This is a genomic window from Streptococcus sp. VTCC 12905 (assembly GCF_049893385.1).
Lineage (GTDB): Bacteria > Bacillota > Bacilli > Lactobacillales > Streptococcaceae > Streptococcus > Streptococcus suis_AA.
The window spans coordinates 144,187-169,957 of record NZ_JBMVJC010000001.1; the positions used below are offsets into that span (position 1 = coordinate 144,187).

Annotated in this window: 22 protein-coding genes and 3 pseudogenes; 23 read left to right on the top strand and 2 right to left on the bottom strand. The window is 39.5% G+C overall.

Translation table 11 applies throughout. From position 1 onward, the window contains the following. Positions 1-40 precede the first annotated feature (40 nt). The 14 genes and pseudogenes from ACPC58_RS00755 to trmD all read left to right on the top strand — a co-directional run bounded on the left by ACPC58_RS00755 (position 41) and on the right by trmD (position 14,954). Positions 41-688 (top strand): Pr6Pr family membrane protein, encoded by a 648-nt coding sequence (locus ACPC58_RS00755; RefSeq protein ID WP_217373836.1) that lies wholly within the window; start codon positions 41-43, stop codon positions 686-688. Between the two features lie 306 nt (positions 689-994). After that, positions 995-1,516 carry a bifunctional pyr operon transcriptional regulator/uracil phosphoribosyltransferase PyrR gene (gene pyrR / locus ACPC58_RS00760; RefSeq protein ID WP_024392245.1) on the top strand — a complete coding sequence of 174 codons (522 nt, stop codon included), beginning with the start codon at positions 995-997 and terminating at the stop codon, positions 1,514-1,516. Between the two features lie 28 nt (positions 1,517-1,544). Continuing rightward, positions 1,545-2,468, top strand: a complete 924-nt coding sequence (locus tag ACPC58_RS00765) for an aspartate carbamoyltransferase catalytic subunit (RefSeq protein WP_130555268.1) — start codon at positions 1,545-1,547, stop codon at positions 2,466-2,468. A gap of 252 nt (positions 2,469-2,720) precedes the next feature. After that, complete coding sequence (locus tag ACPC58_RS00770) at positions 2,721-3,803, top strand: carbamoyl phosphate synthase small subunit (protein ID WP_277843794.1); 1,083 nt, start codon at positions 2,721-2,723, stop codon at positions 3,801-3,803. Between the two features lie 601 nt (positions 3,804-4,404). Continuing rightward, positions 4,405-7,584 (top strand): carbamoyl-phosphate synthase large subunit, encoded by a 3,180-nt coding sequence (gene carB / locus ACPC58_RS00775; RefSeq protein ID WP_217373834.1) that lies wholly within the window; start codon positions 4,405-4,407, stop codon positions 7,582-7,584. Between the two features lie 62 nt (positions 7,585-7,646). After that, on the top strand, positions 7,647-8,402 hold the full coding sequence (locus tag ACPC58_RS00780) for a class I SAM-dependent methyltransferase (protein ID WP_277843792.1): 756 nt from the start codon (positions 7,647-7,649) through the stop codon (positions 8,400-8,402). A gap of 7 nt (positions 8,403-8,409) precedes the next feature. After that, positions 8,410-9,057 carry a pyroglutamyl-peptidase I gene (gene pcp / locus ACPC58_RS00785; RefSeq protein WP_434064946.1) on the top strand — a complete coding sequence of 216 codons (648 nt, stop codon included), beginning with the start codon at positions 8,410-8,412 and terminating at the stop codon, positions 9,055-9,057. Positions 9,058-9,206: 149 nt separating this feature from the next. Next, positions 9,207-9,365: pseudogene (locus ACPC58_RS00790) on the top strand (DUF4298 domain-containing protein); the annotation flags it as partial. Between the two features lie 125 nt (positions 9,366-9,490). Then, on the top strand, positions 9,491-9,763 hold the full coding sequence (rpsP, locus tag ACPC58_RS00795) for a 30S ribosomal protein S16 (RefSeq protein ID WP_024392238.1): 273 nt from the start codon (positions 9,491-9,493) through the stop codon (positions 9,761-9,763). 21 nt (positions 9,764-9,784) lie between these two features. Next, entirely contained in the window at positions 9,785-10,027 is a 243-nt protein-coding gene (locus ACPC58_RS00800; protein WP_217373831.1) for a KH domain-containing protein, read from the top strand. Positions 10,028-10,102: 75 nt separating this feature from the next. Further along, positions 10,103-11,839, top strand: a complete 1,737-nt coding sequence (locus ACPC58_RS00805) for an ABC transporter ATP-binding protein (protein WP_434064947.1) — start codon at positions 10,103-10,105, stop codon at positions 11,837-11,839. Between the two features lie 8 nt (positions 11,840-11,847). Then, on the top strand, positions 11,848-13,617 hold the full coding sequence (locus ACPC58_RS00810; protein ID WP_274503878.1) for an ABC transporter ATP-binding protein: 1,770 nt from the start codon (positions 11,848-11,850) through the stop codon (positions 13,615-13,617). 112 nt (positions 13,618-13,729) lie between these two features. Then, positions 13,730-14,248, top strand: coding sequence for a ribosome maturation factor RimM (gene rimM, locus ACPC58_RS00815; protein ID WP_274503877.1), 519 nt, complete (start codon positions 13,730-13,732; stop codon positions 14,246-14,248). Further along, a complete protein-coding gene (gene trmD, locus ACPC58_RS00820; RefSeq protein WP_172036186.1) occupies positions 14,238-14,954 on the top strand; it encodes a tRNA (guanosine(37)-N1)-methyltransferase TrmD in 717 nt (238 codons plus the stop codon). Before rimM ends, trmD begins: the two co-directional genes overlap by 11 nt. Before the next feature lie 142 nt (positions 14,955-15,096). Here trmD and ACPC58_RS00825 read toward each other — a convergent pair whose 3' ends face one another. Continuing rightward, a complete protein-coding gene (locus tag ACPC58_RS00825) occupies positions 15,097-16,032 on the bottom strand; it encodes a polysaccharide deacetylase family protein (RefSeq protein ID WP_434064948.1) in 936 nt (311 codons plus the stop codon). A gap of 105 nt (positions 16,033-16,137) precedes the next feature. Between ACPC58_RS00825 and ACPC58_RS00830 the strand changes: the two genes are divergently transcribed. The 8 genes and pseudogenes from ACPC58_RS00830 to ACPC58_RS00865 all read left to right on the top strand — a co-directional run bounded on the left by ACPC58_RS00830 (position 16,138) and on the right by ACPC58_RS00865 (position 24,829). Further along, a complete protein-coding gene (locus tag ACPC58_RS00830; RefSeq protein WP_434064949.1) occupies positions 16,138-17,424 on the top strand; it encodes a homoserine dehydrogenase in 1,287 nt (428 codons plus the stop codon). 3 nt (positions 17,425-17,427) lie between these two features. Next, positions 17,428-18,291, top strand: coding sequence for a homoserine kinase (thrB, locus tag ACPC58_RS00835; protein ID WP_217373825.1), 864 nt, complete (start codon positions 17,428-17,430; stop codon positions 18,289-18,291). A gap of 125 nt (positions 18,292-18,416) precedes the next feature. Next, positions 18,417-19,325, top strand: a complete 909-nt coding sequence (gene murB / locus ACPC58_RS00840) for a UDP-N-acetylmuramate dehydrogenase (RefSeq protein ID WP_217373824.1) — start codon at positions 18,417-18,419, stop codon at positions 19,323-19,325. A 37-nt stretch (positions 19,326-19,362) separates the two neighbouring features. Continuing rightward, entirely contained in the window at positions 19,363-20,517 is a 1,155-nt protein-coding gene (locus ACPC58_RS00845) for an ABC transporter ATP-binding protein (protein WP_277837752.1), read from the top strand. Next, positions 20,501-21,301 carry an ABC transporter permease gene (locus tag ACPC58_RS00850; protein ID WP_171989453.1) on the top strand — a complete coding sequence of 267 codons (801 nt, stop codon included), beginning with the start codon at positions 20,501-20,503 and terminating at the stop codon, positions 21,299-21,301. Before ACPC58_RS00845 ends, ACPC58_RS00850 begins: the two co-directional genes overlap by 17 nt. Then, entirely contained in the window at positions 21,301-22,071 is a 771-nt protein-coding gene (locus ACPC58_RS00855; protein WP_434064950.1) for an ABC transporter permease, read from the top strand. The genes ACPC58_RS00850 and ACPC58_RS00855 overlap by 1 nt, the downstream gene beginning before the upstream one ends. Further along, a complete protein-coding gene (locus ACPC58_RS00860) occupies positions 22,071-23,141 on the top strand; it encodes an ABC transporter substrate-binding protein (RefSeq protein ID WP_434064951.1) in 1,071 nt (356 codons plus the stop codon). Before ACPC58_RS00855 ends, ACPC58_RS00860 begins: the two co-directional genes overlap by 1 nt. Before the next feature lie 117 nt (positions 23,142-23,258). After that, positions 23,259-24,829: pseudogene (locus ACPC58_RS00865) on the top strand (ClC family H(+)/Cl(-) exchange transporter). A gap of 48 nt (positions 24,830-24,877) precedes the next feature. Here ACPC58_RS00865 and ACPC58_RS00870 read toward each other — a convergent pair. Continuing rightward, positions 24,878-25,193 (bottom strand): annotated as a pseudogene (locus tag ACPC58_RS00870) (IS110 family transposase); the annotation flags it as partial. A gap of 443 nt (positions 25,194-25,636) precedes the next feature. Between ACPC58_RS00870 and ACPC58_RS00875 the strand changes: the two are divergent. Continuing rightward, positions 25,637-25,699: a YSIRK-type signal peptide-containing protein gene (locus ACPC58_RS00875; protein ID WP_354318863.1), complete on the top strand. Its 63-nt coding sequence runs from the start codon at positions 25,637-25,639 to the stop codon at positions 25,697-25,699. Positions 25,700-25,771 lie beyond the last annotated feature (72 nt).

Genomic DNA, 25,771 nt, shown 5'->3' on the forward strand with positions numbered 1-25,771 from the left:
GACTGGTTCACCAGTCTTTTCGCGTTTTTGAAAGGATATTATGAAACATCAAAGTATTTTGTTTTACAGTAGGTGTCTGCTGGCTATTTTAGCTGTTACTGGTACAGCTTTAGAGATTATAAAGTACGGCATCGGTATGCTTATGTATTACACAGTGCAGTCTAACTTACTGGTCTCCCTGTTTGCTGTGTATATGGTTTATGCCATGTTCAAGGGAAACGATTTACAAGGTCCTCAGTTCCTTCGAATAAAGGCTGCGGTAACAATGTCAATAATGATTACCTGTGTGGTCTATCATTTTATGTTGGCACCACTGGCCGAAGATTTTTGGCGTGTTGAAAATATACTTTGCCACTATATTGTTCCTTTATACTTTTTGCTGGATACCATCTTACTGGATCATCAGCGCCAGTATAAATGGTTTGATCCGATTTGGTGGACGTTATTACCAGTTCTGTATATGATTTTTGGGTTAGTCAATGGCTTTTTACTCAAGATTCCAATTCCGGATGCCAAGGATAGTCCATTTGCCTATTTCTTTTTAAATGTGCCAAAATATGGCTGGTCGTATGTATTGACCTATGTAGGAATTATTTTTGCAGCCTATCTTATCTGCGGATTTGGATTAGCTGGAATCAAGTGTCTACGTGTTGCACCAAATAAACAGTTTAAAAATAATTTCCACTAAAAACCGAAAGTTAGTATTTTTTTCAACAAAAAAATTGTCAAGGACAGTATTTTATGCTATACTCTGCTTAATAAATCCTTTAATACCTGTCCAGAGAGGCAGACAAGGAGTCGGATGATCATGAGGCTGGTTTTGATTGTCTTTTAGTTTACTTTTGATAATGAGCAAGATTCTCAGGATTGGGAAATAGGAAACAATGTTTTTTATTCGTTGCCATAATAATCGTAGGACTCAAAGACCATATTAGCTGATATTTTCAAAGTCTCCTTGGAAAAGGAGACTTTTTCTATATTTTTTGGAGGTCTTATGAAGACAAAAGAAATCGTTGATGATATGACCATGAAGCGGGCGATTACCCGCATCACATATGAAATTATCGAACGCAACAAAAATTTAGACAATATCGTTCTTGCTGGCATTAAAACACGAGGTGTTTTTATAGCTAAGCGAATTCAAGAAAGGCTGAAGCAAATTGAGGGGATTGATGTACCTTTGGGTGAATTAGACACCAAGCCTTTCCGAGATGATGTGAAAGTTGAAGAAGATACAACGAATTTTACTGCGGATGTCAATGATCGGGATGTTATCTTGGTAGATGATGTACTCTATACTGGACGTACCATTCGTGCAGCAATTGATAATATTGTGTCACTTGGAAGACCCGCTCGCGTTAGTTTGGCTGTATTGGTTGACCGCGGTCATAGAGAATTACCGATTCGTGCAGATTATGTTGGAAAAAATATTCCAACAAGTCGGACAGAGGAAATCATCGTTCATATGACGGAAATTGACCAACAAGATGCTGTTTTATTAGTAGAAGCGGAATAAGTCAAGTAGATTAAAGGCGGTAAGTATCATGACAATTGTAGATGGTAAAGTATCTCTAAAACATTTGGTGACTATGGAAACACTTTCAAATGAAGAAGTGCTGGGACTTATCCAACGGGGATTAGCTTTCAAAAAAGGTGAGCCTGTTGCTTTATATCGTAAATATTATGCCTCAAATTTGTTCTTTGAGGATTCAACACGCACTCACAAATCATTTGAAATGGCTGAACTTAGATTAGAAATGGGAATCATAGATTTCGATGCCCGCACGAGTTCGGTAAATAAAGGCGAAACCCTTTATGATACAATTCTAACCATGTCGGCATTAGGGGTCGATATTTGTGTGATTCGACACTCAGAGGTAGATTACTACAAACAATTGATTGATAGTCCGACAATACAGACTTCAATTGTCAATGGAGGAGATGGTTCAGGTCAGCATCCGAGTCAATCTCTGCTTGATCTGATGACAATCTATGAAGAATTTGGCAGCTTTGAACAGTTAAAAATCGCTATTGCAGGGGACATCACTCATTCGAGAGTTGCTAAATCAAATATGCAAATTCTCAAACGATTGGGAGCTGATATTTACTTTACTGGTCCTGAAGAATGGTATGCGGAAGAATTTGATATTTATGGTAAACATGTAAATATTGATGATATTATTGAAGAATTAGATGTCTTGATGTTGCTCCGTGTTCAACACGAACGACATGATGGGTCAGAAAGTTTTTCAAAAGAACATTACCATCGTTTGCATGGATTAACTGAGGATAGGTATAAACGACTAAAAGAACAGACAATTGTAATGCATCCAGCACCTGTTAATCGTGATGTAGAAATTGCTGATCTCTTGGTTGAGGCACCTAAATCTCGCATTGTTCGACAAATGCAAAATGGTGTATTTGTCCGAATGGCTATCTTAGAAGCGATAGTGAATGGCAAGGCATAAAAGTTTCCCTTGCACTAGCTTAACAGTTCATCTATTATCGAGCTGAACTGTTAAGCGTCGGACTTATCTTATTTAATGTCAACCTGTGAGTTGACAAATAGAAAGGAGAAGGGGTGTTCTGTTGCTCGGATTTTGTAATTGAATTCGGGCTACGGACTGGGTCAAAAAGATAGTTTTTCCTCGAACGCAAGTGTTCTTGAACAAACTCCTATTTTGACTGTGTCCGCTTAACGCCCTTAATATCTTATTATTATGTCAAAAAGACGATTAATTTTGGAAGATGGAACTATTTTTGAAGGGGAAGCCTTTGGTTCCGAATTAGATGTGACTGGTGAACTGGTTTTTTCAACGGGCATGACAGGTTACCAAGAGTCCATTACAGACCAATCATATAATGGTCAAATTTTAACATTTACATATCCTTTGGTAGGGAATTATGGTGTCAACCGTGATGATTATGAGTCCATTAATCCAACTTGTAAAGGAGTAGTTGTTAGTGAGTGGGCCAGACGGGCAAGCAACTGGCGGAACCAACTAACACTAGATGAATTTTTAAAAGCAAAAAATATTCCAGGGATTTCTGGTATCGATACGCGTGCCTTAACAAAAATTATTCGTAAACATGGGACTATGAAGGCAACAATTGCAAATGTGGGTGATTCCATTGAGCATTTGACAGATCAGTTGCGTGCGACAGTATTACCGACCAACAATATTGAGCAAGTATCAACGAAAACAGCTTATCCTGCTCCAGGAATTGGGCGTAGCGTGGTCTTGGTTGATTTTGGTTTGAAGCATTCAATCTTACGTGAATTGTCTAAGCGTGAATGCAATGTTACTGTAGTTCCATTTGATACGACAGCAGAAGAAATCTTAGCACTCTCTCCAGATGGTGTGATGTTGTCAAATGGTCCAGGAAATCCAGATGATGTACCGGAAGCGTTGGAGATGATTCGTAGTATCCAAGGGAAAATCCCTATTTTTGGAATTTGTATGGGCCATCAACTGTATGCCAAGGCAAATGGTGCTAAGACGTATAAGATGAAATTTGGACACCGTGGTTTCAACCATGCCGTTAGAGAAATTGTAACTGGTCGTGTAGACTTTACAAGCCAAAACCATGGTTTTGCGGTTTCGCGTGAAGATTTGCCGGATTGTCTCATGATTACGCATGAAGAAATCAACGATAAATCGGTCGAGGGTGTGCGTCATAAATACCTTCCAGGATTCTCGGTACAATTTCACCCAGATGCAGCACCTGGTCCTCATGATGCTAGCTATCTTTTTGATGAATTCATGGACTTGATGGACTCATTTAAACAAGAGCACGAGTGACAAACAAAATGTAGTGCGACTTCAAGATTACATGCGCGTATGCAATTGTCCACTAAGCTGAAAAGTTGAGTCGAATTTTGAGAACTAGTGCTGAATTCTCGATCAATTGCTAGCTTAGACACTAGTTTTAAAACCTCAATTATGATTGAATCGAGATTTCAGACATCGGTTGTTTATTTCATTCTATCCGGAGAGATAGAAAATAGAAAGACAAGGGACAGGTCAATGGTTGCGAGCAACTCATTTCTCTACGCCTGCCTCTATTGGAGGTCGACTATCCCTTGCACTACAAAGATGGGACTGAGTGGCTGAAAACCCTATTTGCGGACCCTGCCTCTATTGGAGGTCAGGCTATCCCTTGTACTAGCTTAACAGTTCATCTATTATCGAGCTGAACTGTTAAGCTTCGGACTTATCTTATTTAATGTCAACCTGTGAGTTGACAAATAGAAAGGAGAAGGGGTGTTCTGTTGCTCGGATTTTGTAATTGAATTCGGGCTACGGACTGGGTCAAAAAGATAGTTTTTCCTAGAACGCAAGCGTTCTTCGTCAAACTCCTATTTTGACTGTGTCCGCTTAACGCCCTTAATATCTTAAAATTATGCCTAAACGTACGGATATTAATAAAATTATGGTGATTGGGTCTGGTCCCATTGTGATTGGTCAGGCTGCTGAGTTTGACTATGCTGGGACACAGGCTTGTCTAGCTTTGAAAGAAGAAGGCTATAGCGTTGTCTTGGTCAATTCAAATCCTGCAACAATCATGACAGATAAAGAAATCGCTGATAAGGTTTACATTGAACCTATCACGATTGAATTTGTTACACGTATTTTGCGGAAAGAGCGTCCAGATGCTATCTTACCAACACTCGGTGGTCAAACTGGTCTAAATATGGCTATGGAACTTTCTAAAGCTGGTATTTTAGAAGAACTTGGTGTTGAGTTATTGGGAACTAAGCTGTCAGCAATTGATCAGGCTGAGGATCGTGATTTATTCAAACAGTTGATGGAGGACCTGAAGCAGCCTATTCCAGAATCTGAGATAGTAACAACAGTTGAAGAAGCTTTATCTTTTGCTAAGACTATCGGCTATCCAGTCATTGTTCGTCCAGCTTTTACCTTAGGAGGTACTGGTGGCGGTATGTGTAGCAACGAATCAGAGTTGAAAGAAATCGCTGAAAATGGATTGAAACTTTCACCTGTTACTCAATGTTTGATTGAGCGGTCGATTGCTGGATACAAAGAAATTGAGTACGAAGTGATGCGTGATGCTGCGGATAATGCCCTTGTTGTATGTAACATGGAAAACTTTGACCCTGTTGGAATTCATACAGGTGACTCGATTGTATTTGCGCCAACTCAGACGCTTTCAGATATTGAAAATCAAATGCTACGTGATGCCAGTCTGACAATCATTCGTGCCTTGAAAATCGAAGGTGGTTGTAATGTTCAGTTGGCTTTAGATCCACATAGTTTCAAATACTACGTCATTGAGGTAAATCCACGTGTTTCTCGTTCATCAGCCTTAGCTTCAAAAGCAACAGGTTATCCAATTGCCAAATTAGCTGCTAAAATTGCTGTCGGTTTTACCTTGGATGAGATGGTTAACCCTGTAACTGGAACAACTTACGCTATGTTTGAGCCAGCACTCGACTACGTTGTTGCTAAAATTCCTCGCTTCCCATTTGATAAATTTGAAAAAGGGGAACGTCGCCTTGGTACACAGATGAAAGCAACTGGGGAAGTGATGGCAATAGGTCGTAACATTGAAGAAAGTCTTCTGAAGGCTTGTCGTTCCTTGGAAATTGGTGTTTACCACAATGAAATGCCTGAGCTAAGTCACTTGTCTGATGATGCTTTAGTAGAAAAAATTGTTAAGGCTCAAGATGACCGTCTTTTCTATCTTTCAGAAGGTCTAAGACGAGGATACACTGTTGAAGAGCTTGCTCAATTAACGAAAATTGATATCTTCTTCCTTGATAAACTGCTTCATATATTAGAAATCGAGCAGGAATTAGCCATCAATCATGATAATATTGATTTGCTGAAAAAAGCTAAAAAATATGGCTTTTCAGATCGTAAAATTGCAGAACTTTGGGGTAGAACAGTATCCTATATTCGTCAGTTGCGTACAGATCATAAGATTATTCCTGTTTATAAGATGGTGGACACTTGTGCAGCTGAATTTGAAAGTTCAACACCTTATTTCTATTCAACATATGAGTGGGAAAATGAATCCATTCGGTCTGAAAAAGAATCTGTCCTTGTGTTAGGTTCAGGTCCGATTCGGATTGGGCAGGGTGTTGAGTTTGACTACGCGACAGTCCATTCGGTAAAAGCCATTCAGGACGCAGGCTATGAAGCGATTATTATGAATTCAAACCCTGAAACAGTTTCGACAGACTTCTCTGTTTCTGATAAGTTATATTTTGAGCCTCTGACTCTTGAAGATGTCCTCAACGTGATTGACTTGGAACAACCAAAAGGTGTTATCGTTCAATTCGGTGGACAGACTGCGATCAACTTGGCAGAACCATTGGAAAAAGCTGGTATTCCTATCCTGGGTACGCAAGTGGCTGATTTGGATCGAGCTGAAGATCGCGATTTGTTTGAAAAAGCCTTGAAAAATTTGGGTATTCCACAACCGCCTGGGCAAACTGCAACAAATGAAGAGGAAGCGATAGAAGCAGCTCGCAAGATTGGATTCCCTGTGCTTGTACGGCCATCTTATGTTTTGGGTGGTCGCGCGATGGAAATTGTTGAAAATGAAAATGACCTACGTTCTTATATGCGAACAGCAGTTAAGGCATCGCCAGAACACCCTGTCTTGGTCGACTCATATATTGTAGGTCGTGAATGTGAAGTGGATGCTATATCAGATGGTACTGATGTTTTAATTCCTGGTATCATGGAGCACATTGAACGTGCTGGGGTTCACTCAGGAGACTCAATGGCAGTTTATCCACCACAGACTTTATCGAAAAAGGTGCAAGAAACGATTGTGGATTATACTAAACGTCTAGCTATCGGCTTGAACTGTATTGGTATGATGAATATTCAGTTTGTCATCAAAGACGAAATAGTTTATGTCATTGAGGTAAATCCACGTGCCAGTCGTACGGTTCCATTCTTGTCAAAAGTAACAGATATTCCGATGGCGCAAGTGGCAACGAAATTGATTTTGGGGCAACGCCTTTCAGAACTTGGTTATGAAGATGGACTCTATCCTGAAAGTCAACAAGTCCATGTCAAAGCTCCTGTCTTCTCATTCTCAAAATTAGCTAAAGTAGATAGTCTTTTAGGCCCAGAAATGAAGTCAACTGGTGAAATTATGGGTTCAGACGCCACACTCGAAAAAGCCCTTTATAAGGCTTTTGAAGCAAGTTACCAGCATTTAGAAGAATTTGGGAACATCGTCTTCACTATTGCAGATGAAGATAAGGAAGAGGCCCTTGCTCTTGCAAAACGGTTCTACGAATTGGGTTATGGTCTATTTGCGACAGTTGGTACTTCAGACTATCTTATTGAGAATGGCTTACCTGTTACGCTCATTGGAAAATTAGGAGATCCTGAAAATCAAGATATTCCTAGTCTCGTTCGAGCTGGGAAAGTCCAAGCTATTATTAACACAGTTGGTAAAAAGCGTGTAGCAGATAGTGCTGGACAAGTGATTCGTAGTTCTGCTATCGAAGGAGGAATTCCTCTCTTTACAGCTCTTGATACTGCTGAAGCCATGGTTAAAGTTCTAGAAAGCCGTAGCTTCATGACACAGGCGATTTAATAGGACCTAAAAACAGGATGAATGTTGAGTTCATTCTGTTTTTTGAGTATACTAGATACAGTATGAAAGTAATAATCACTACGAGTCTGAGGATGGACGATAATCTTGTTGCAAAGGCGAAACAGCTGGCTAAGGATTTAGGTATAGAATACTTGAAAAGAAACAAGCGGTCCGTTTCGTCGTTATTAAAGGAAGTAGAAAAGGTGCTTGTGCTCTATCAAAATAAGCTTGTTTTAGAGCAGAGAAATGGTCAAACCTTCTTTTTCCACCCTGACACAGCGATGTTGCGAATAAAAGCAGGACATGATCCGCTATTAGATCTAATTGGGCCATCAAAGAAAACGATTTTAGATTGTACCATGGGACTAGCTTCTGATAGTATCGTATTAGCTAGTGCAGGTCATCAGGTGACATCCTTGGAGAGTTCACGGCTTATTCATTTTATTGTTAGTCGTGGTTTACAGGATTTCAACAGTAGTATTGTGCTGGTGGATTGTGCTATGCGATCCATTCAAACCAGATGGATAGATAGTTTGACCTATCTGAAAGAACAAATAGATAAGTCTGTTGATGTCATTTACTTTGATCCCATGTTTTCAGAAGAAATTAAGGAATCAAACAATCTTGCTGGTTTAGTGGAGATGGCTGACGGAAGTCGATTGTCAGAAGAGTTGCTTCTTGAGGCAAAACGGGTTGCAAGGGAAAAAATTCTTGTCAAGGCTCATTTCAGAGATAGTGTTTTTGAAGAATTTGGCTTTAAACGTCATGTAAGACCCAATCAAAAATTTCATTATGGAGAAATTCATTTGAAGGAGTGAGAACAGAATGAAAATATTAGTAACTGGTTTTGATCCATTTGGAGGTGAGTCTATCAATCCTGCACTGGAGGTCATTAAATCTTTACCAAAGCAGATTGCAGGCGCAGAGATTCTTCTTGAGGAGATTCCAACTGTTTTTTATCAAGCCGCAAGTGTTCTTGAAAAAGCTATGGCTAAGTATGCACCAGATAATGTGCTATGTATTGGACAGGCTGGTGGAAGAATGGAATTAACACCTGAGCGTGTAGCCATTAATCAAGACGATGCTCGCATTCCGGATAATTTAGGACAACAACCAATTGACACCATGATTCGCGAAGATGGGCAATCTGCTTATTTTTCAACTTTACCCATCAAAGCAATGGTTGAAGCCATTCGTGCAGCAGGTCTTCCAGCCTCTGTTTCTAATACAGCAGGGACCTTCGTTTGCAACCATCTCATGTACCAAGCTCTTTACTTAGCGGAGAAACAATTTCCAAAGACTAAGGCTGGCTTTCTTCATATTCCGTTTCTACCGGAACAGGTTCTTGACAAACCAGGCTTTGCCTCTATGTCTCTAGCCGATATTGTTAGAGGAGTTGAAGCAGCCATTGGAGCAATGGTTGCATTTAGAGACAAAGAGGATGTGAAGAACGTTGGAGGTGCAACACATTGATGGGGGATTGTATGGAAGCTAGGAAACGTGTCAAGGAGATGGAAAAATTTTTTATATGCATCTGGAGATGAACAAGTCCCTTGCTGATAGTGTTACCCAGCTCAATCAGGCACAATCAAGTTATTTACGGTTACTAGAATTATTATCAAAGCCAGACCTATATGGAAGATCTTAATTTATCCAATATGGGTTGTTTTGATGTTATTCCTTGCGGTGTATTGAGTGAAGATGGATTCTATAATTTGCTTTTTGACCGCTCGAATTTAGCAAGTCAACTAAGAGAACTATCGGATATGCTGGAGCAATAAAATTTTTAAAAAGTGTCAAGTTTTTTTCTTGACACCCTATCAAAGTGTGTTATAATAGAACATGTGCTAAATAGCTCTGCTATTTCACCGAATAATAAAAATTAAAAGAAAAGAGACATTAAAAAATGGCAGTAAAAATCCGTTTAACTCGTATGGGTTCTAAAAAGAAACCATTCTACCGTATTAACGTTGCAGACTCACGTGCACCACGTGATGGTCGTTTCATTGAAACAGTTGGTACTTACAACCCACTTTTGGCTGAAAACTCAGTAACTCTTAAAGAAGAACGTGTACTTGAGTGGTTGGCAAAAGGTGCACAACCATCTGACACTGTTCGTGCTCTTCTTTCAAACGCTGGCGTATTGAAAAAATTCCACGAACAAAAATTCTCTAAATAAGAACAGTAAGCGAGAACACTTATGGACATGATTGAAAATCTCATTATTGCGATTGTGAAGCCTTTGATTTCACAGCCTGAAAACTTGACGATTAAAATCGTTGATACACCTGAATTCTTAGAATACCATTTGGATTTAGAACAATCGGACATCGGCCGTGTCATCGGTAAAAAAGGACGTACCATTTCTGCAATCAGAACGATTGTTTATTCTGTCCCTACAAGTGATAAAAAAGTTCGTTTAGTGATCGACGAGAAAGAATAGAAAGTCACCTTTTGGTGGCTTTTAAATTTTCAGTCAGGGGCCTTGCCCCTTTTAACATATAGAAAGGATGAAAAGATGAATCTGATTTGGACTTATTTGAAAAAATATCCAAAATGGTTAGCATTAGATTTGTTGGGAGCTATTTTATTTGTTGTAGTAAACTTAGGCTTGCCTACATTTTTGGCAAGGATGATTGACCAAGGTATTACCAAAAATGATGCCAGTCAGCTCTATTTCTGGGCTGGGATGATGGGGTTTGTTGTCTTATTAGGAATTGCTGGTCGGGTGATTTTGACTTATGCAGCTGGTAAGTTAACGACAACTATCGTAAAAGATATTCGGAATGATATGTATGAGAAAATTCAAGACTATTCTCATCATGAATACGAGCAAATTGGTGTTTCTTCCCTAGTTGCCCGTATGACAAATGATGCCTTTGTTTTGATGCAATTCTCTGAGATGGTTTTGAAATTGGGAATTATTACTCCGCTGATGATGGTAGCCAGCGTTGTGATGACCTTGGTTACGAGTCCAAGTTTAGCATGGACAGTGGCGGTCGCTATTCCCTTCCTTATTTTCGTTATCTATTATGTTGCGACTAAAACACGTCCCTTATCCGAAAAACAACAAAAACTGTTGGATACCATTAACCAGTATGTTCGTGAGAACTTAATGGGACTTCGTGTCATTCGTGCATTTACGCGCGAGGAGTTTCAGGAAGAGCGTTTTTCAGATGTCAATGAACAATATACAGAAACATCTAAAAAGCTTTTCAACCTTACTGGGTTGACGGAGCCCTTGTTTGTGCAGATTATCATTGCTATGATCGTGGCAATCATTTGGTTTGCTTTGACTCCTCTACAGGAGGGCAGTTTACAAATTGGGGATTTGGTAGCCTTTATCGAATATAGTTTCCATGCACTTTTCTCTTTCTTGCTCTTTGCTAACTTGTTTAACATGTATCCACGTATGTCGGTATCGAGTCATCGGATTCAGGAAGTCTTGGATATGCCCATTTCCATTTCTAAGAATGAAGATGGCATAACTGAGACTGATTCACATGGTTATTTGGAATTTGAAAATGTGACCTTTGCTTATCCAGGGGAAACGGAGTCCCCTGTTCTACACAATATTTCATTTAAGGCTAAGCCCGGTGAAACCATTGCCTTTATTGGTTCAACAGGTTCTGGCAAGTCTTCCTTGGTCAACTTGATTCCACGTTTCTACGATGTGACACTTGGTCGTATCTTGGTGGACGGTGTGGATGTCAGACGTTACAATCTAAAAGCACTTCGTAGTAAGATTGGTTTTATTCCGCAGAAAGCTCTGCTATTTACCGGAACTATCGCGGAAAACTTAAAGTACGGTAAGGTAGATGCTAGTCTTATGGAGCTTCACGAAGCGACGGATGTGGCTCAAGCTAAAGAATTTATCGAGAGCAAGGAAGAGAAATTTGACACCCACCTTGCTGAGGGCGGAAGCAATTTGTCTGGTGGGCAGAAACAACGTCTTTCGATTGCGCGTGCTATTGTGAAGAAGCCGGATATTTACATTTTTGATGATTCCTTCTCAGCATTGGATTATAAAACGGATGCAATTTTGCGGAGTCGTTTGAAGGAAGTAACGGAAAATGCGACAGTGCTGATTGTGGCCCAACGTGTTGGAACCATTATGGATGCAGACCAAATCATTGTACTGAATGAAGGTGAAATTGTTGGTCGCGGAACCCACAATGAATTGATGGAGAACAACGAGATTTATCGTGAAATCGCGACTTCTCAGCTCAACCGTCAATCTTTGACAGAAGAATAGGAGGAATTATGAAGAATAGATCAGTATTTATCCGTGTTTGGGACTATTTACGTCATTATAAATCTTCAGTATTTTTGGCTGTTTTTCTAAAAACCATTAGCGCAGTGATGAATGCCCTGGAACCCTTCGTTTTAGGACTGATTATTACAGAATTGACTAGAAATCTGTTAGATATAGCAAATGGAGTAGAAGGTGCCCATATCAATGCTTCCTATATTGCCATCATGCTTGCGCTCTATGCCCTTCGTGCCCTTATGTATGAAATCGGCGCCTATGGTTCTACCTATTTCATGACTAAGGCGGTACAGGGAGCAACCAAAGAACTGCGTCAGGATTTGAGTCACAAGATTAACAAAATTCCCATTTCCTATTTCGATAAACACCAGTATGGTGACCTATTAGGTCGATTTACAAGTGATGTGGAGACAGTCTCAAATGCCTTGCAACAAAGTTTTCTTCAGCTCGTCAATGCTGTACTAACCCTTTTTTTAGCCATGTTTATGTGTTTTTGGTTGGATATATCCCTGGCTCTCGTAGTCGCAACCTTGGTTCCAGTGACCTATTTGGGTTCCAAGTTTGTCATGGGCAAGTCCCAGCCCTACTTTAAACAACAGGCGGATGCATTGGGACGATTGAACGGTTTTGTGCAGGAAAATCTAACAGGTTTTAACGTCCTCAAACTCTATGGACGAGAGGAAATCTCTACAGAAGAATTTCGCCAGATTACCGCAGATTTGCAGGAAGTCGGCTTCAAAGCCAGTTTCGTATCAGGTTTGCTCATGCCTTTAGTTCACGGTTTTTCTAATATTGCCTATGTTGTCGTAGCCTTACTTGCTGGTTTGAAAGTCCTAGCAGGTAAACTAACGGTTGGTAACATGCAGGCCTTCGTCCAATACGTTTGGCAGATTTCTCAGCCTGTCCAAACCTTGACCCAGTTGGCTCCTCAGTTACAGTCTGCTAAATCTTCCCTTGAACGCATCTTTTCAGTCTTAGATGAGCCTGACGAAGAAGACGCCAATGCGCTGGAGTTGACAGCTACTCTGACCGGACAAGTTAGCTTTGAACAGGTCGAATTTGGCTATTCAGAAGACAAGCCACTTATCCGTAACTTTAATCTTGAAGTTAAACCGGGTGAAATGGTAGCTATCGTTGGACCAACGGGGGCTGGTAAGACAACCCTCATCAACTTACTCATGCGTTTCTATGATGTCACATCCGGTGCTATCAAGGTGGATGGTCAGGATATTCGTAATATTTCTCGTCAATCCTATCGTAGTCAATTTGGTATGGTCTTGCAGGATGCTTGGCTTTACGAAGGGACGATTAAGGAAAACTTACGTTTTGGGCGTCTGGATGCGACGGATGAGGAAATTGTGGAGGCTGCTAAAGCCGCAAACGTAGACCATTTTATTCGTACCCTGCCTGGCGGTTATAATATGGAAATGAACCAGGAATCCAGCAATATTTCCCAAGGTCAGAAACAGCTTTTGACCATTGCGCGTGCCTTGTTGGCGGACCCAGCCATTCTTATCCTTGATGAAGCGACTTCTTCAGTTGATACTCGCTTGGAACTTTTGATTCAAAAGGCTATGAAACGATTGATGAAGGGGCGGACAAGTTTCGTCATCGCCCATCGCTTATCAACTATTCAGGAAGCTGATAAGATTTTGGTCTTGAAAGATGGGCAGATTATCGAACAAGGTAATCATGAAAGTCTTTTGGCTGACAAAGGTTTCTATTATAACCTCTATCAAAGCCAGTTCAGCCAGTCTAAATAGGGGATAATAGTGTACAGTGAAAAGTATCGATTCAATTGGTACTTTTTCTAAACCTTGTGCATTCTTCCGCTACATGTTAAAATAAATGGATAGAAATACAAAGGAAGTTATCATGAATTATTTTAATGTCGGTAAAATTGTTAATACTCAAGGTTTACAAGGAGAAATGCGGGTTTTATCAGTAACAGATTTCGCGGAGGAACGGTTTAAAAAAGGTTCAGTCCTAGCACTTTTCGATGAAAAAGACCAATTTGTTATGGATGTGGAAATTGCTAATCATCGCAAGGCAAAGAATTTTGATATTATCAAGTTTAAGGGAATGAACTTTATTAATGATATTGAAAAATATAAAGGGTACAGTTTAAAAATCGCTGAAGAAAAACTGACAGATCTTGAAGATGGTGAATTTTACTATCATGAAGTTATTGGTTTAGATGTCTATGAAAATGATCAAGTTATTGGTCAAATAAAGGAAATTCTTCAGCCAGGTGCCAATGATGTTTGGGTGGTTAAGCGAAAAGGAAAGAAAGATTTGCTTTTACCATATATCCCACCAGTTGTGTTGAATATTGATATTCCAAACAATCGTGTAGATGTCGAATTACTTGAGGGTTTGGACGATGAGAATTGATATTTTAACGCTGTTTCCTGAGATGTTTGCCCCGTTAGAGCACTCAATTGTCGGAAAGGCGAGAGAGAAAGGAATTCTCGAAGTAAACTACCATAATTTTCGAGAAAAAGCAGAGAAAGCGCGACATGTTGATGATGAGCCGTATGGTGGCGGGCAAGGGATGCTATTAAGGGCTCAACCAATTTTTGATACAATGGATGCGATTGAAAAGACAAATCCTCGCGTTATTTTATTGGATCCTGCTGGTCGGACATTTAATCAAACCTATGCAGAAGAATTATCAAAAGAAGACCAGTTAATTTTTATCTGTGGGCATTACGAGGGCTATGATGAGCGTATCAAGACACTAGTCACCGATGAAATTTCACTAGGTGATTATGTCTTGACAGGTGGAGAATTGGCGGCGATGACCATGATAGATGCGACTGTTCGTCTCATACCAGAGGTCATTGGGAAAGAAGCCAGTCATACAGATGATAGTTTCTCTTCTGGTTTATTGGAATACCCACAATATACTCGTCCCTATGAATATCGTGGCATGGTCGTACCTGATGTGTTGATGAGTGGTCATCATGAAAATATTCGGAAGTGGCGACTGGAACAAAGTATTAGAAAAACCTATGATCGACGTCCAGATTTACTAGCTTGCTATGAATTATCGGATGAAGAACGCTTCATTTTGGATAAGATCATAGCAGAACAATAATTAGATGAGTTCAAATGAGATGCCTAAATGGGTATCTCTATTTTTTTCAGAAAATGTGTATCATCAGCAATTACAAAAAGAAAAAACCAAACCCCTTTGAAAGGACATGGTTTGAAAAAAGTATGGTATCTATCAGTGGATATTATGGTGTTATTTCATTTAGGAGTCCTTCTGCACTTGTAGTTGGAAGAACGCGAACACGATTAAGACTTAATAAGCCATCCGCTAGACTAGCTAAGCCATTATTTGTAGTTAAACCTAATTTATAACCGGCTTGCTCACTGATGTTTAGGGTATCTTGTGAGTAGCTACCAGATGGATAAGCTACTGCAATAGTCTCTTGATTAAGTTGGCTATCTAAATAATTTTTGGATTGGATCAATTCGCTCATCTGATCATCAGTGCTGCTTACCTCTAAGTCAGGATGATTGACTGTATGTCCTTGGAAAGACATCCCATTTGCTTGCATCTCTTTCATCTGATCAAGGGTTAAATATCCTTCAATTCCATTTTCGGTAAAACCAGTTATTACATTGTTTGTCGCCTTCATGTGGTATTTCACCAAAAGAGGATAGGCATAAGAATAAAAATCCCAAATGCTATCATCAAAGGTTAACCAAACGACCTTTTTGTCCTGTGGAAGAACATTTTCAGTTAGAACTTTATAGGCTTCTTCCGGTGTAAGAGTGTAGTAGCCATTTTCTTCTAAAACTTGCAAATGACTTTCAAAAATTGCTGGTGAGACGATTAAGTTGGCATTTGCTTCCTCTTCAGGAGCCATTTCGTGAATCGCATGGTACATGAGAATCGGTATTTGGACAGGCTCATCCACTTTAACCCAGTTTACAGAACTTGTTTGGGTTGATGAATTGGAATCAGCTGTAGTAGTATTTTGAGTAGATGCTTGACTGCTTGATTGGCTAGAAACAGTAGTCTGTGAAGCATTTGAAGAGCGAGGAATCAAGGTGGGAAGTAGAAGATAAATCAAACTTAGTACAAAAATTGTAAGAAGAGAGAGAAAAATATAATGAATATATTTCTTGGATGGTTTAGGTTGTTTTTTACGTCTACGCGACATGATTGTTCTCCTTTGAGTCTAGATAAATTAATTATATCAAATTATTTGGAAAATTATCAGAATATTTGGTATAATAGTCGAAATACATTTAAATAAGGAGAGAACATGGCTATCAAGGTAGGATTATTGGGATTCGGTACAGTAGCAAGTGGTGTACCATTTCTATTGAAAGAAAATAAAGAAAAAATTGAAAAAGCTGCTGGGGATTCGATTGAAATTGATAAGGTATTGGTAAAAGATGAGGCTGAAAAAGAACGTTTGGTAGCTGCTGGTCACCAATTTCATTTTGTGACCGATATTGATGATATTTTAGATGATGCAGAGATTGCTCTTGTTGTAGAATTAATGGGGCGAATTGAACCGGCAAAAACATTTATCATTCGTGCTTTACAAGCTGGCAAACATGTTGTAACAGCTAACAAAGATTTATTGGCCGTTCATGGTACAGAGTTGCGTTTACTTGCTGAAGAGAAAGGGTTAGCACTTTATTATGAGGCAGCAGTAGCTGGGGGCATTCCTATCTTGCGTACGCTTGTGAATTCATTTGCTGCGGATAAAATTACCCGCATTTTGGGTGTCTTAAATGGTACATCAAACTTTATGCTGACCAAAATGGTAGATGAAGGTTGGACATATGAGAAAGCATTGGAAACAGCCCAAGAGTTGGGTTATGCTGAGTCTGATCCAACAAATGACGTAGAAGGAATTGATGCTGCCTATAAAGCAGTTATCTTGAGTCAGTTTGGTTTTGGGATGACCGTTGATTTTGATGATGTAGGACATAAAGGAATTACCACTATTACGCCTGAAGATGTTGCGGTAGCTCAAGAGCTGGGGTATGTCATCAAACTGGTAGGTGATGTTCGAGAAACAGCTTCAGGAATAGCTGCTGAAGTCTCACCAACCTTTTTGCCTAAGAACCATCCGTTAGCAAGTGTGAATGGAGTAATGAATGCGGTCTTTGTTGAGTCTATCGGTATTGGCCAATCCATGTATTATGGGCCAGGTGCGGGGCAAAAGCCAACTGCAACCAGTGTGATCGCTGATATCATTCGAATTGTACGCAGGATGAAAGATAAAACTGTAGGTAAACCATTTAATGAATATTCTCGCCCTCTTCAATTAGCTATACCAGAAGATGTGACAAGCGAATACTATTTCTCAATTCTGACTCCAGACACAAGTGGAAAAATGTTACGAATTGCAGAGATTTTCCATTCTGAGGGAATTTCATTTAAACAAATCCTACAAAAAGGTACAAAGGACGACACTGCTCGCCTTGTAATTGTTACACATGCGATGAACAAAACACAGTTGGAGCAGGTAACTAGAAAATTAGCAGAAGCGACTGATTTCACACTCGTTAACACCTTTAAGGTTTTGGGGGAATAGTCTATGAAAATTATTGTTCCAGCGACATCAGCAAATATTGGACCAGGGTTTGATTCTGTTGGTGTAGCACTCTCAAAATATCTTGCGGTTGAAGTTCTAGAACATACTAATGAGTGGATTGTTGAGCATCAATTAGAACATGTTCCCTCTGATCAAAATAATTTACTCATCCGGACTGCCCTGACAGTTGCAAAACATATACAACCACATCGTTTAAAAATGGAAAGCGATATTCCCTTAGCTCGTGGCTTAGGTTCATCTAGTTCAGTCATTGTTGCAGGTATCGAACTGGCCAATCAGTTAGGGAAACTTAACCTGAGCCAAGATGAAAAGTTGCAATTGGCTACAAAGATTGAAGGACATCCAGATAATGTAGCTCCAGCTATTTATGGAAATTTGGTCATTTCAAGCTATGTCAACAAAAAAGTTCAAGCAGTTGTAACTGATTTTCCACCAACAAGTTTTGTTGCGTTTATTCCAAATTATCCTCTTCGTACAAGTGAAAGTAGAGGTGTTCTTCCTACACAAATGGGCTATAAAAAGGCGGTTGCTGCTAGTTCGATTGCTAACGTTGCAATTGCAAGCCTTATGTCAGGAGATATTGAAAAAGCGGGTCAACTGATTCAGTTAGATATGTTTCATGAACCCTATCGGCAACTACTTGTTAAAGAGTTTTGTCCGATTAAGCAGTTAGCGCAAGAAATTGGCGCTTATGCAACCTATCTCTCTGGAGCTGGACCGACCGTGATGGTATTGGCACCTGCTGAGAAAGAAGCTGAACTTATTGCGGCGATTGAAGCTCTGCAACTAGATGGCTCTGTCCATTCCCTAACAGTTGATACAAAGGGAATTCAAGTTATTTTATAAATGAAAGTCCAGTTATGGGCTTTTTTTATTTAAAGCTTCAATTTAATATATTTTATTTTCTATTCGTTTTTTATCCGAATTTTTGGTATAATATTCTCCGTATATAACTTGGAAAAGAGAAGGATATGAAAAATAAAATAAGAGTTGAACTTGAAGGCATCGATATCCGTTTTGATGAGCCTTTGAAAGAGTACACATACACAAATGTCGGCGGAGCAGTTGATTATTTAGTATTTCCTCGTAACCGTTATGAAATTGTTCGTGTCATTGAATTTGCGAAACGTGAAGGGATTCCCTGGCAAGTGCTTGGAAATTCAAGTAATGTCATCGTTCGTGATGGTGGTATTCGTGGTTTTGTTATCCGAATGGATAAATTAAATACGGTAACTGTTTCTGGCTATACTATCGAAGCAGAGGCTGGAGCTAACTTGATTGAGACAACTAGAGTTGCGCTATTTCATTCACTGACCGGTTTCGAGTTTGCTTGTGGAATACCTGGTAGCATCGGTGGAGCTGTCTATATGAATGCTGGCGCTTATAGTGGCGAAGTATCGCATATTTTAGTATCTGCACAAATTTTGACGCCTGCTGGCTATGTAGAAACATTAGATAATCGTGAATTACGCTTTGGCTATCGTTCTTCTATTTTACAGGAAAATGGCGCAATTGTTTTATCTGCAAAATTTGCTCTTCGTCCTGGTAATTACACAGTTATCGAGCAAGAAATGGCCCGTCTGACCCATTTGCGTGAGTTAAAACAACCATTGGAATTACCATCATGTGGTTCTGTCTTTAAACGGCCACTTGGCCATTTTGCTGGTCAACTGATAATGGAAGCAGGCTTAAAAGGCTATCGCATTGGTGGTGTAGAAGTTTCTCAAAAACATGCAGGTTTTATGGTAAACGTTGAAAATGGGACTGCAAATGATTATGAAAGTCTCATTAAACATGTCATTGAAACTGTAGAAAAATCTTCAGGCATTACCTTAGAGCGTGAAGTACGTATTATTGGCGACCCTGCCGAAACTCTTTAGCCAATTGGCTACTGTATAAAGAAGGAATTTATGTGAATTGAAAAAGCCGATTATTGAATTTAAACATGTATCTAAAGTTTTTGAAGATAGTGGAACAACTGTTTTAAAGGACATTAATTTTGAATTAGAGGAGGGCAAATTTTACACTTTGTTAGGCGCCTCTGGTTCTGGAAAATCAACTATTTTGAATATTATCGCTGGCTTATTGGATGCAAGCTCTGGCGATATTTATTTGGATGGCCAACGGATAAATGATGTGCCAACCAACAAACGTGATGTCCATACCGTTTTTCAGTCTTATGCCCTTTTCCCTCATATGACTGTCTTTGAAAATGTGGCTTTTCCTCTAAAATTGCGTAAGGTAGATAAGTCAGAAATTGAACGTCGTGTGACAGAAGCCTTACAAATGGTTCGCCTCTCTGGTTATGAGAAACGTTCCATTCAGAAATTGTCTGGTGGACAACGGCAGCGTGTTGCAATCGCGCGTGCCATTATCAATCAACCACGCGTTGTCTTGCTGGATGAACCCTTATCTGCCTTAGACTTAAAACTTCGGACTGAAATGCAGTATGAATTGCGTGAGTTGCAACAGCGCCTTGGAATCACGTTCGTTTTCGTAACGCATGATCAAGAAGAAGCATTGGCCATGAGCGATTGGATTTTTGTCATGAATGAGGGTGAGATTGTCCAATCTGGAACACCTGTAGATATCTATGATGAGCCAATTAACCATTTTGTTGCAACCTTTATCGGTGAGTCCAATATTCTTTCCGGACGTATGATTGAAGACTATCTTGTAGAATTCAATGGCAAACGGTTTGAAGCTGTTGACGGTGGTATGCGACCGAATGAGGAAGTTAAGGTAGTCATTCGCCCAGAGGATTTACGAATTACCTTACCTGAAGAAGGAAAACTACAGGTTAAAGTCGATACACAGCTTTTCCGTGGTGTTCACTACGAAATTATAGCCTACGATGATTTAGGCAACGAATGGATGATTCATTCCACTCGTAAAGCCATTGTGGGTGAGGTGATTGGTCTCAGTTTTGAGCCAGAAGATATTCATATCATGCGCCTCAATGAAACTGAAGAAGAATTTGATGCCCGTATCGAAGAGTATGTTGAGGTGGATGAAGTGGAAGATGGTTTGATTAATGCCATCGAGGAGGAACGCAATGAAGAAAACCTCTAGGCTCTTTGCAATTCCTTATGCCTTATGGGTCTTTCTCTTTGTACTAGCACCCGTTGCTTTGATTATCTTTAAATCTTTCTTTGATATTCATGGCAATTTCACTTTGGCTAACTATCAAACCTATTTTAATTCACCAAATATTACCTATCTGCGAATGAGTTTCAACTCCATTTTTTACGCAGGTATTATTACTTTGGTCACCCTTTTGGTATCCTATCCGACTGCCTATTTCTTGACCAAGCTCAAGCATCGACAACTCTGGCTCATGTTGATTATCTTGCCAACCTGGGTAAATCTTTTGCTGAAAGCCTATGCTTTTATCGGTATTTTCGGTCAACATGGTTCCATTAATCAATTTTTAGAGTTTCTGGGGTTAGGGACTCAACAAATTCTCTTTACAGATTTCTCCTTTATTGCTGTTGCAGCCTATATTGAGATTCCATTTATGATTTTGCCAATCTTTAACGCTTTGGATGACTTGGATAAGAATCTTATCAACGCTAGTCGTGATTTGGGTGCAACTTCTTGGCAAACCTTTTCAAAGGTTATTTTTCCTCTCTCTATGAATGGCGTCCGTTCTGGGGTACAGGCTGTTTTCATTCCAAGTTTAAGCCTCTTTATGTTGACTCGTTTGATTGGAGGTAACCGAGTGATTACTTTGGGTACTGCCATCGAGCAGCATTTCCTCACAACACAAAACTGGGGAATGGGTTCAACCATTGGTGTGGTCTTGATTTTAGCCATGCTCTTGATTATGTGGATGACGAAAGAGAGGAAGAAATAATGAAGAAATTTGCAAATGTCTACTTAACCATTGCCTTCCTCGTGCTTTATTTACCCATTTTTTATCTCATTTTCTATTCCTTTAATGCTGGAGGAGATATGAATGGTTTTACTGGCTTTACCTTGGAGCATTTTTCTTCGATGCTTGGTGACAGCCGACTGATGCTGATTTTAGCTCAGACATTCTTACTTGCTTTCTTAAGTTCTTTGATTGCAACCATTATAGGGACATTTGGAGCAATTTATATTTATCAGGCAAAACTTCGTTTTCAAAATGCCCTCTTGTCTATCAATAATATCTTGATGGTGGCACCTGACGTTATGATTGGGGCAAGTTTCTTGATTCTCTTTACCATGATTGGATTTCAATTGGGGTTTGTTTCTGTTTTACTCAGTCACATTGCCTTTTCGATTCCAATCGTCGTCTTGATGGTTTTACCCCGTTTGAAAGAAATGAACGCGGACATGATTTCAGCTGCATATGATTTGGGCGCAACTCAGCCACAAATTCTGAAAGAAATTATGTTGCCTTATCTGACGCCGGCAATTATCGCGGGTTATTTCATGGCTTTTACTTACTCTTTGGATGACTTTGCTGTAACCTTTTTCGTAACAGGAAATGGCTATTCAAATCTTTCGGTTGAAATCTACTCAAGGGCTCGACAAGGTATTTCTTTGGAAATCAATGCCTTGTCAGCGGTTGTGTTCCTTTTCTCTATCTTGTTGGTAGTGGGTTATTATTTCCTTTCACGTGAAAAGGAGGCCAACTAATGAAACGACTGTATTCATTTTTTGTAGGTATTGTAGCTATTATTCTTGTTTTATGGGGAATCAGCTACAAGTTAGAAGCTGATTCGACACAAGGAACGTTAGATAAATTGGTTATCTATAATTGGGGCGATTATATTGATCCTGAATTACTAGATGAATTTACTGCCGAGACAGGAATTCAGGTTGATTATCAGACTTTTGATTCCAATGAGTCCATGTACACAAAGATCAAGCAGGGGGGAACAATCTACGATTTAGCAGTTCCATCAGAATATATGATTTCCAAAATGACGGAAGAAAATATGCTGGTTAAGCTCGATAAGTCTAAAATCGAAGGTTTGGAGAACATTGACCCTCAATTTATGGGATTGAGCTTTGATAAGAATAATGACTATTCTATCCCCTACTTCTGGGGAACCTTGGGGATTGTGTACAATGATACTATGGTTGAAAATCCTCCTCAAGAGTGGAAAGACCTATGGTCCGACGAATACCGTGATAACATCATGTTAATTGATGGCGTGCGTGAGGTTATGGGCTTTGGTCTACAATCCCTAGGTTATAGCCTGAATTCTAAAAATCCTGTAGAGATTGAAGAAGCAGCTGAACATCTCTACAATCTGACACCAAATATCAAGGCTATTGTTGCTGACGAAATAAAGGGCTATATGATACAAGATGCAGCAGCCATTGCGGTGTCTTTCTCAGGTGAAGCCAGTGAAATGTTGGATGGAAATGAACATCTTCACTATGTCGTGCCATCGAAAGGATCGAATCTTTGGTTTGATAACATGGTAATTCCCAAATCAGCTAAAAACATTGATGGCGCCTATGCTTTTATGAGTTTCATGCTTCGTCCTGAAAATGCATTGCGTAATGCAGAATACGTGGGTTATTCCACTCCAATTCCTGCAGCCAAGGCTATGTTGGATGAAGAAACACAAAGTGATGAAGCTTTCTATCCTTCTGAGGAAACGATGAAGCAGATGGAAGTTTATGATAATTTAGGAAAAGAACTACTTGGTACTTACAATGATTTGTACCTCCAATTTAAAATGTATCGTAAATAATTTGATTGGACAGGTAGCAACATAAATATAAGAATGGGAGTGAGGTTCTTTACTAAGTACTTATTGCTCCCATTTTTTGGGCGTGTATACTATAGAAATAATGGAAAGGAAATTCCAATGGAAAATCACCGGAAAGAAGTTAGTTTTATTTCGCAATCAATCCTCTATTCGGTTCTGCGTGGTAGTATAGTTGGTATTGCTGCTGGTTTAGTGGTTGTTGTATTTCGCTTAGCCATTAAAAAACTATTTGGTGTTTTTTCACACCTCTATCCTCTGGCAACAGACAATCCAATCTATTTACTTCTTATTGGAGGGCTTTATCTGGTTATAGCTTTACTTGTTGGCCACTTGATTAAGTACGAACCCAATGCAAAAGGTTCCGGAATTCCTCAAGTTGAAGCGGAACTAAAAGGATTGATGGATTTAAGTTGGTGGTCAATTCTTTGGAAAAAATTTATCGGTGGCGTTTTATCTATTGCATCGGGCTTAATGCTGGGTCGAGAAGGTCCCAGTATTCAACTAGGTGCTGTAACAGCTAAAGGTGTATCAGTTCTTCTTAAATCCAGTGAAAAGGTGTATCAGTTCTTCTTAAATCCAGTGAATTGGAAAGAAGGAGTTTAATTGCTAGTGGTGCCGCGGCTGGTTTGGCAGCGGCTTTCAATGCCCCAATAGCTGGACTTTTATTTGTTGTAGAGGAAGTCTATCATCAGTTTTCGCGGCTGGTTTGGGTCTCAGCCTTAGCTGCTAGTATCACTGCAAACTTTATTTCCTTACATGTTTTTGGATTAACACCTGTTTTGCACATGCCGGAAGATTTGCAGCTACTATCTCTTGACCAATATTGGATCTATATCTTACTTGGCATTTTCCTTGGGTTTGCTGGATATGTATATGAAGTTGTTATCCTCAACATACAATTTTTCTTTACCATGCTTGCAAAAATCATTCCTCTACCAGCTCCGTATTATAGTGTATTTGCCTTTTTGTTCATCATGCCGATTGGTTATTATTTCCCAAATCTATTGGGTGGCGGGCATCATTTGATTTTAGAGCTTCCACATCTGGATCAAGGGCTACTGACATTAGCAATCTTGATTTTAATACGATTTGTATGGGGTATGATTTCTTATGGTTCTGGTTTACCAGGGGGAATCTTTTTGCCTATATTAACCTTGGGAAGTCTCCTTGGTCTATTTGTTGCACGGTTCTTCCTTGATATTGGTTTCATCAGTCAGGGCCAGATGCTATTGTTTATTGTATTGGGAATGGCAGGCTTCTTTTCAGCGATTTCCAAAGCCCCTTTAACTGCTATTATTCTTGTAACTGAAATGGTAGGAAGTTTGAATCAATTGATGGTCATTGGGTTGGTGGCTTTGAGTTCCTATGTGATAATGGACATCTTAGGTGGCGCGCCTGTCTACGAAGCGATGTTGGAAAAAATTCTGCCAGAAGAAGTAGAACAGCAAGAACATATGACCTTAATAGAGGTTGTTGTCAACGAAACTTTGGATCAAACCTTTGTAAGTGAGTTACGTTTGCCGGATTCATGCTTGATTACCAGCCAAATTCATCACGGAAAGTCTAGGATTGTGAAAGGAAACAGCCAACTTTTTATGGGTGATTCCTTGCTCGTTGCAGTTCCAATTTCACAAATTCATGCCGTTCGTAGGATATTTGAGGGAGATTAGCATTTTTTTAGATTGTCTTAACAAAGAGATGAGAAAAGTCCCAATATTATAATGTTTCTGTTGTCTGGTCAACTTTCTCAATTCTGGAATGATTACATCGGGAACAAAACTCCGAGGTAGCAGACCAATCCGCATTTATTTGGCAATCCAGTAAGCATCTTGCTTGTCAGTTTTCTGACCTGTAATGGCCTTCATGTGGGCTGGTTGAGCAAGTATTACCAGCATGCCAGACAGGTCACCAATAGACACCTGTGCTTTCCATACCAACAGCTTCCACATGAAATTGACTGAGAAAATCGTGGTAAGCACGTAGACCTTTAGTCGTTGTATCAAATGTAGCTAAGTAACACTTTGGACAAGTTGAGGGGAATACAAACGACAATGTCGACTTTATCTACACATGATTATCTATAACAATTCCTTCCTTCTTAAAATTAGAGAGCCTATCTACTGAATTTTAGTCATATTCTTGAGCGCATATTGTGGTTCTTATCAGTAGGGTGGAGTAGTTTTGTCATCATAATTAACATTAATAATGCACCAACAACAAGGCACTCATTAGGTATATAATCTTAGTGAGGGCTTTATGCTTATTTTCATTAAGGACGGAGCCATCATGAATGTCTTGCTCACTCCCTTTTTAGTGTGCATTATCTGTATCTATGGTTATAGATATTATTGATAGCTAGTTATAGTTTGAAGAAATAACTGAATTTTCAGAATATACTTGCGATGCCGACAATTTTATGTTTTAATATATTTATTGGTTTTGCCAATAATGAAGGAGAAAAACTAGGAGGAAAAGTTATGAAAAAGAAAGAAACTTTCTCACTCCGGAAGTATAAAATTGGAACTGTGTCTGTTCTTTGAACAGCTCCCTGTCAAGTGGACAATGAAATAATAAAATTTTAGGCGACGGCCTTGTTCCTCATTTCAAGAGGG

Coding starts and splice junctions, on each gene's coding strand:
- ACPC58_RS00755 (WP_217373836.1), top strand. CDS start 41: ATGAAACATCAAAGTATTTTGTTTTACAGTAGGTGTCTGCTGGCTATT.
- pyrR (WP_024392245.1), top strand. CDS start 995: ATGAAGACAAAAGAAATCGTTGATGATATGACCATGAAGCGGGCGATT.
- ACPC58_RS00765 (WP_130555268.1), top strand. CDS start 1,545: ATGACAATTGTAGATGGTAAAGTATCTCTAAAACATTTGGTGACTATG.
- ACPC58_RS00770 (WP_277843794.1), top strand. CDS start 2,721: ATGTCAAAAAGACGATTAATTTTGGAAGATGGAACTATTTTTGAAGGG.
- carB (WP_217373834.1), top strand. CDS start 4,405: ATGCCTAAACGTACGGATATTAATAAAATTATGGTGATTGGGTCTGGT.
- ACPC58_RS00780 (WP_277843792.1), top strand. CDS start 7,647: ATGAAAGTAATAATCACTACGAGTCTGAGGATGGACGATAATCTTGTT.
- pcp (WP_434064946.1), top strand. CDS start 8,410: ATGAAAATATTAGTAACTGGTTTTGATCCATTTGGAGGTGAGTCTATC.
- rpsP (WP_024392238.1), top strand. CDS start 9,491: ATGGCAGTAAAAATCCGTTTAACTCGTATGGGTTCTAAAAAGAAACCA.
- ACPC58_RS00800 (WP_217373831.1), top strand. CDS start 9,785: ATGGACATGATTGAAAATCTCATTATTGCGATTGTGAAGCCTTTGATT.
- ACPC58_RS00805 (WP_434064947.1), top strand. CDS start 10,103: ATGAATCTGATTTGGACTTATTTGAAAAAATATCCAAAATGGTTAGCA.
- ACPC58_RS00810 (WP_274503878.1), top strand. CDS start 11,848: ATGAAGAATAGATCAGTATTTATCCGTGTTTGGGACTATTTACGTCAT.
- rimM (WP_274503877.1), top strand. CDS start 13,730: ATGAATTATTTTAATGTCGGTAAAATTGTTAATACTCAAGGTTTACAA.
- trmD (WP_172036186.1), top strand. CDS start 14,238: ATGAGAATTGATATTTTAACGCTGTTTCCTGAGATGTTTGCCCCGTTA.
- ACPC58_RS00825 (WP_434064948.1), bottom strand. CDS start 16,032: ATGTCGCGTAGACGTAAAAAACAACCTAAACCATCCAAGAAATATATT.
- ACPC58_RS00830 (WP_434064949.1), top strand. CDS start 16,138: ATGGCTATCAAGGTAGGATTATTGGGATTCGGTACAGTAGCAAGTGGT.
- thrB (WP_217373825.1), top strand. CDS start 17,428: ATGAAAATTATTGTTCCAGCGACATCAGCAAATATTGGACCAGGGTTT.
- murB (WP_217373824.1), top strand. CDS start 18,417: ATGAAAAATAAAATAAGAGTTGAACTTGAAGGCATCGATATCCGTTTT.
- ACPC58_RS00850 (WP_171989453.1), top strand. CDS start 20,501: ATGAAGAAAACCTCTAGGCTCTTTGCAATTCCTTATGCCTTATGGGTC.
- ACPC58_RS00855 (WP_434064950.1), top strand. CDS start 21,301: ATGAAGAAATTTGCAAATGTCTACTTAACCATTGCCTTCCTCGTGCTT.
- ACPC58_RS00860 (WP_434064951.1), top strand. CDS start 22,071: ATGAAACGACTGTATTCATTTTTTGTAGGTATTGTAGCTATTATTCTT.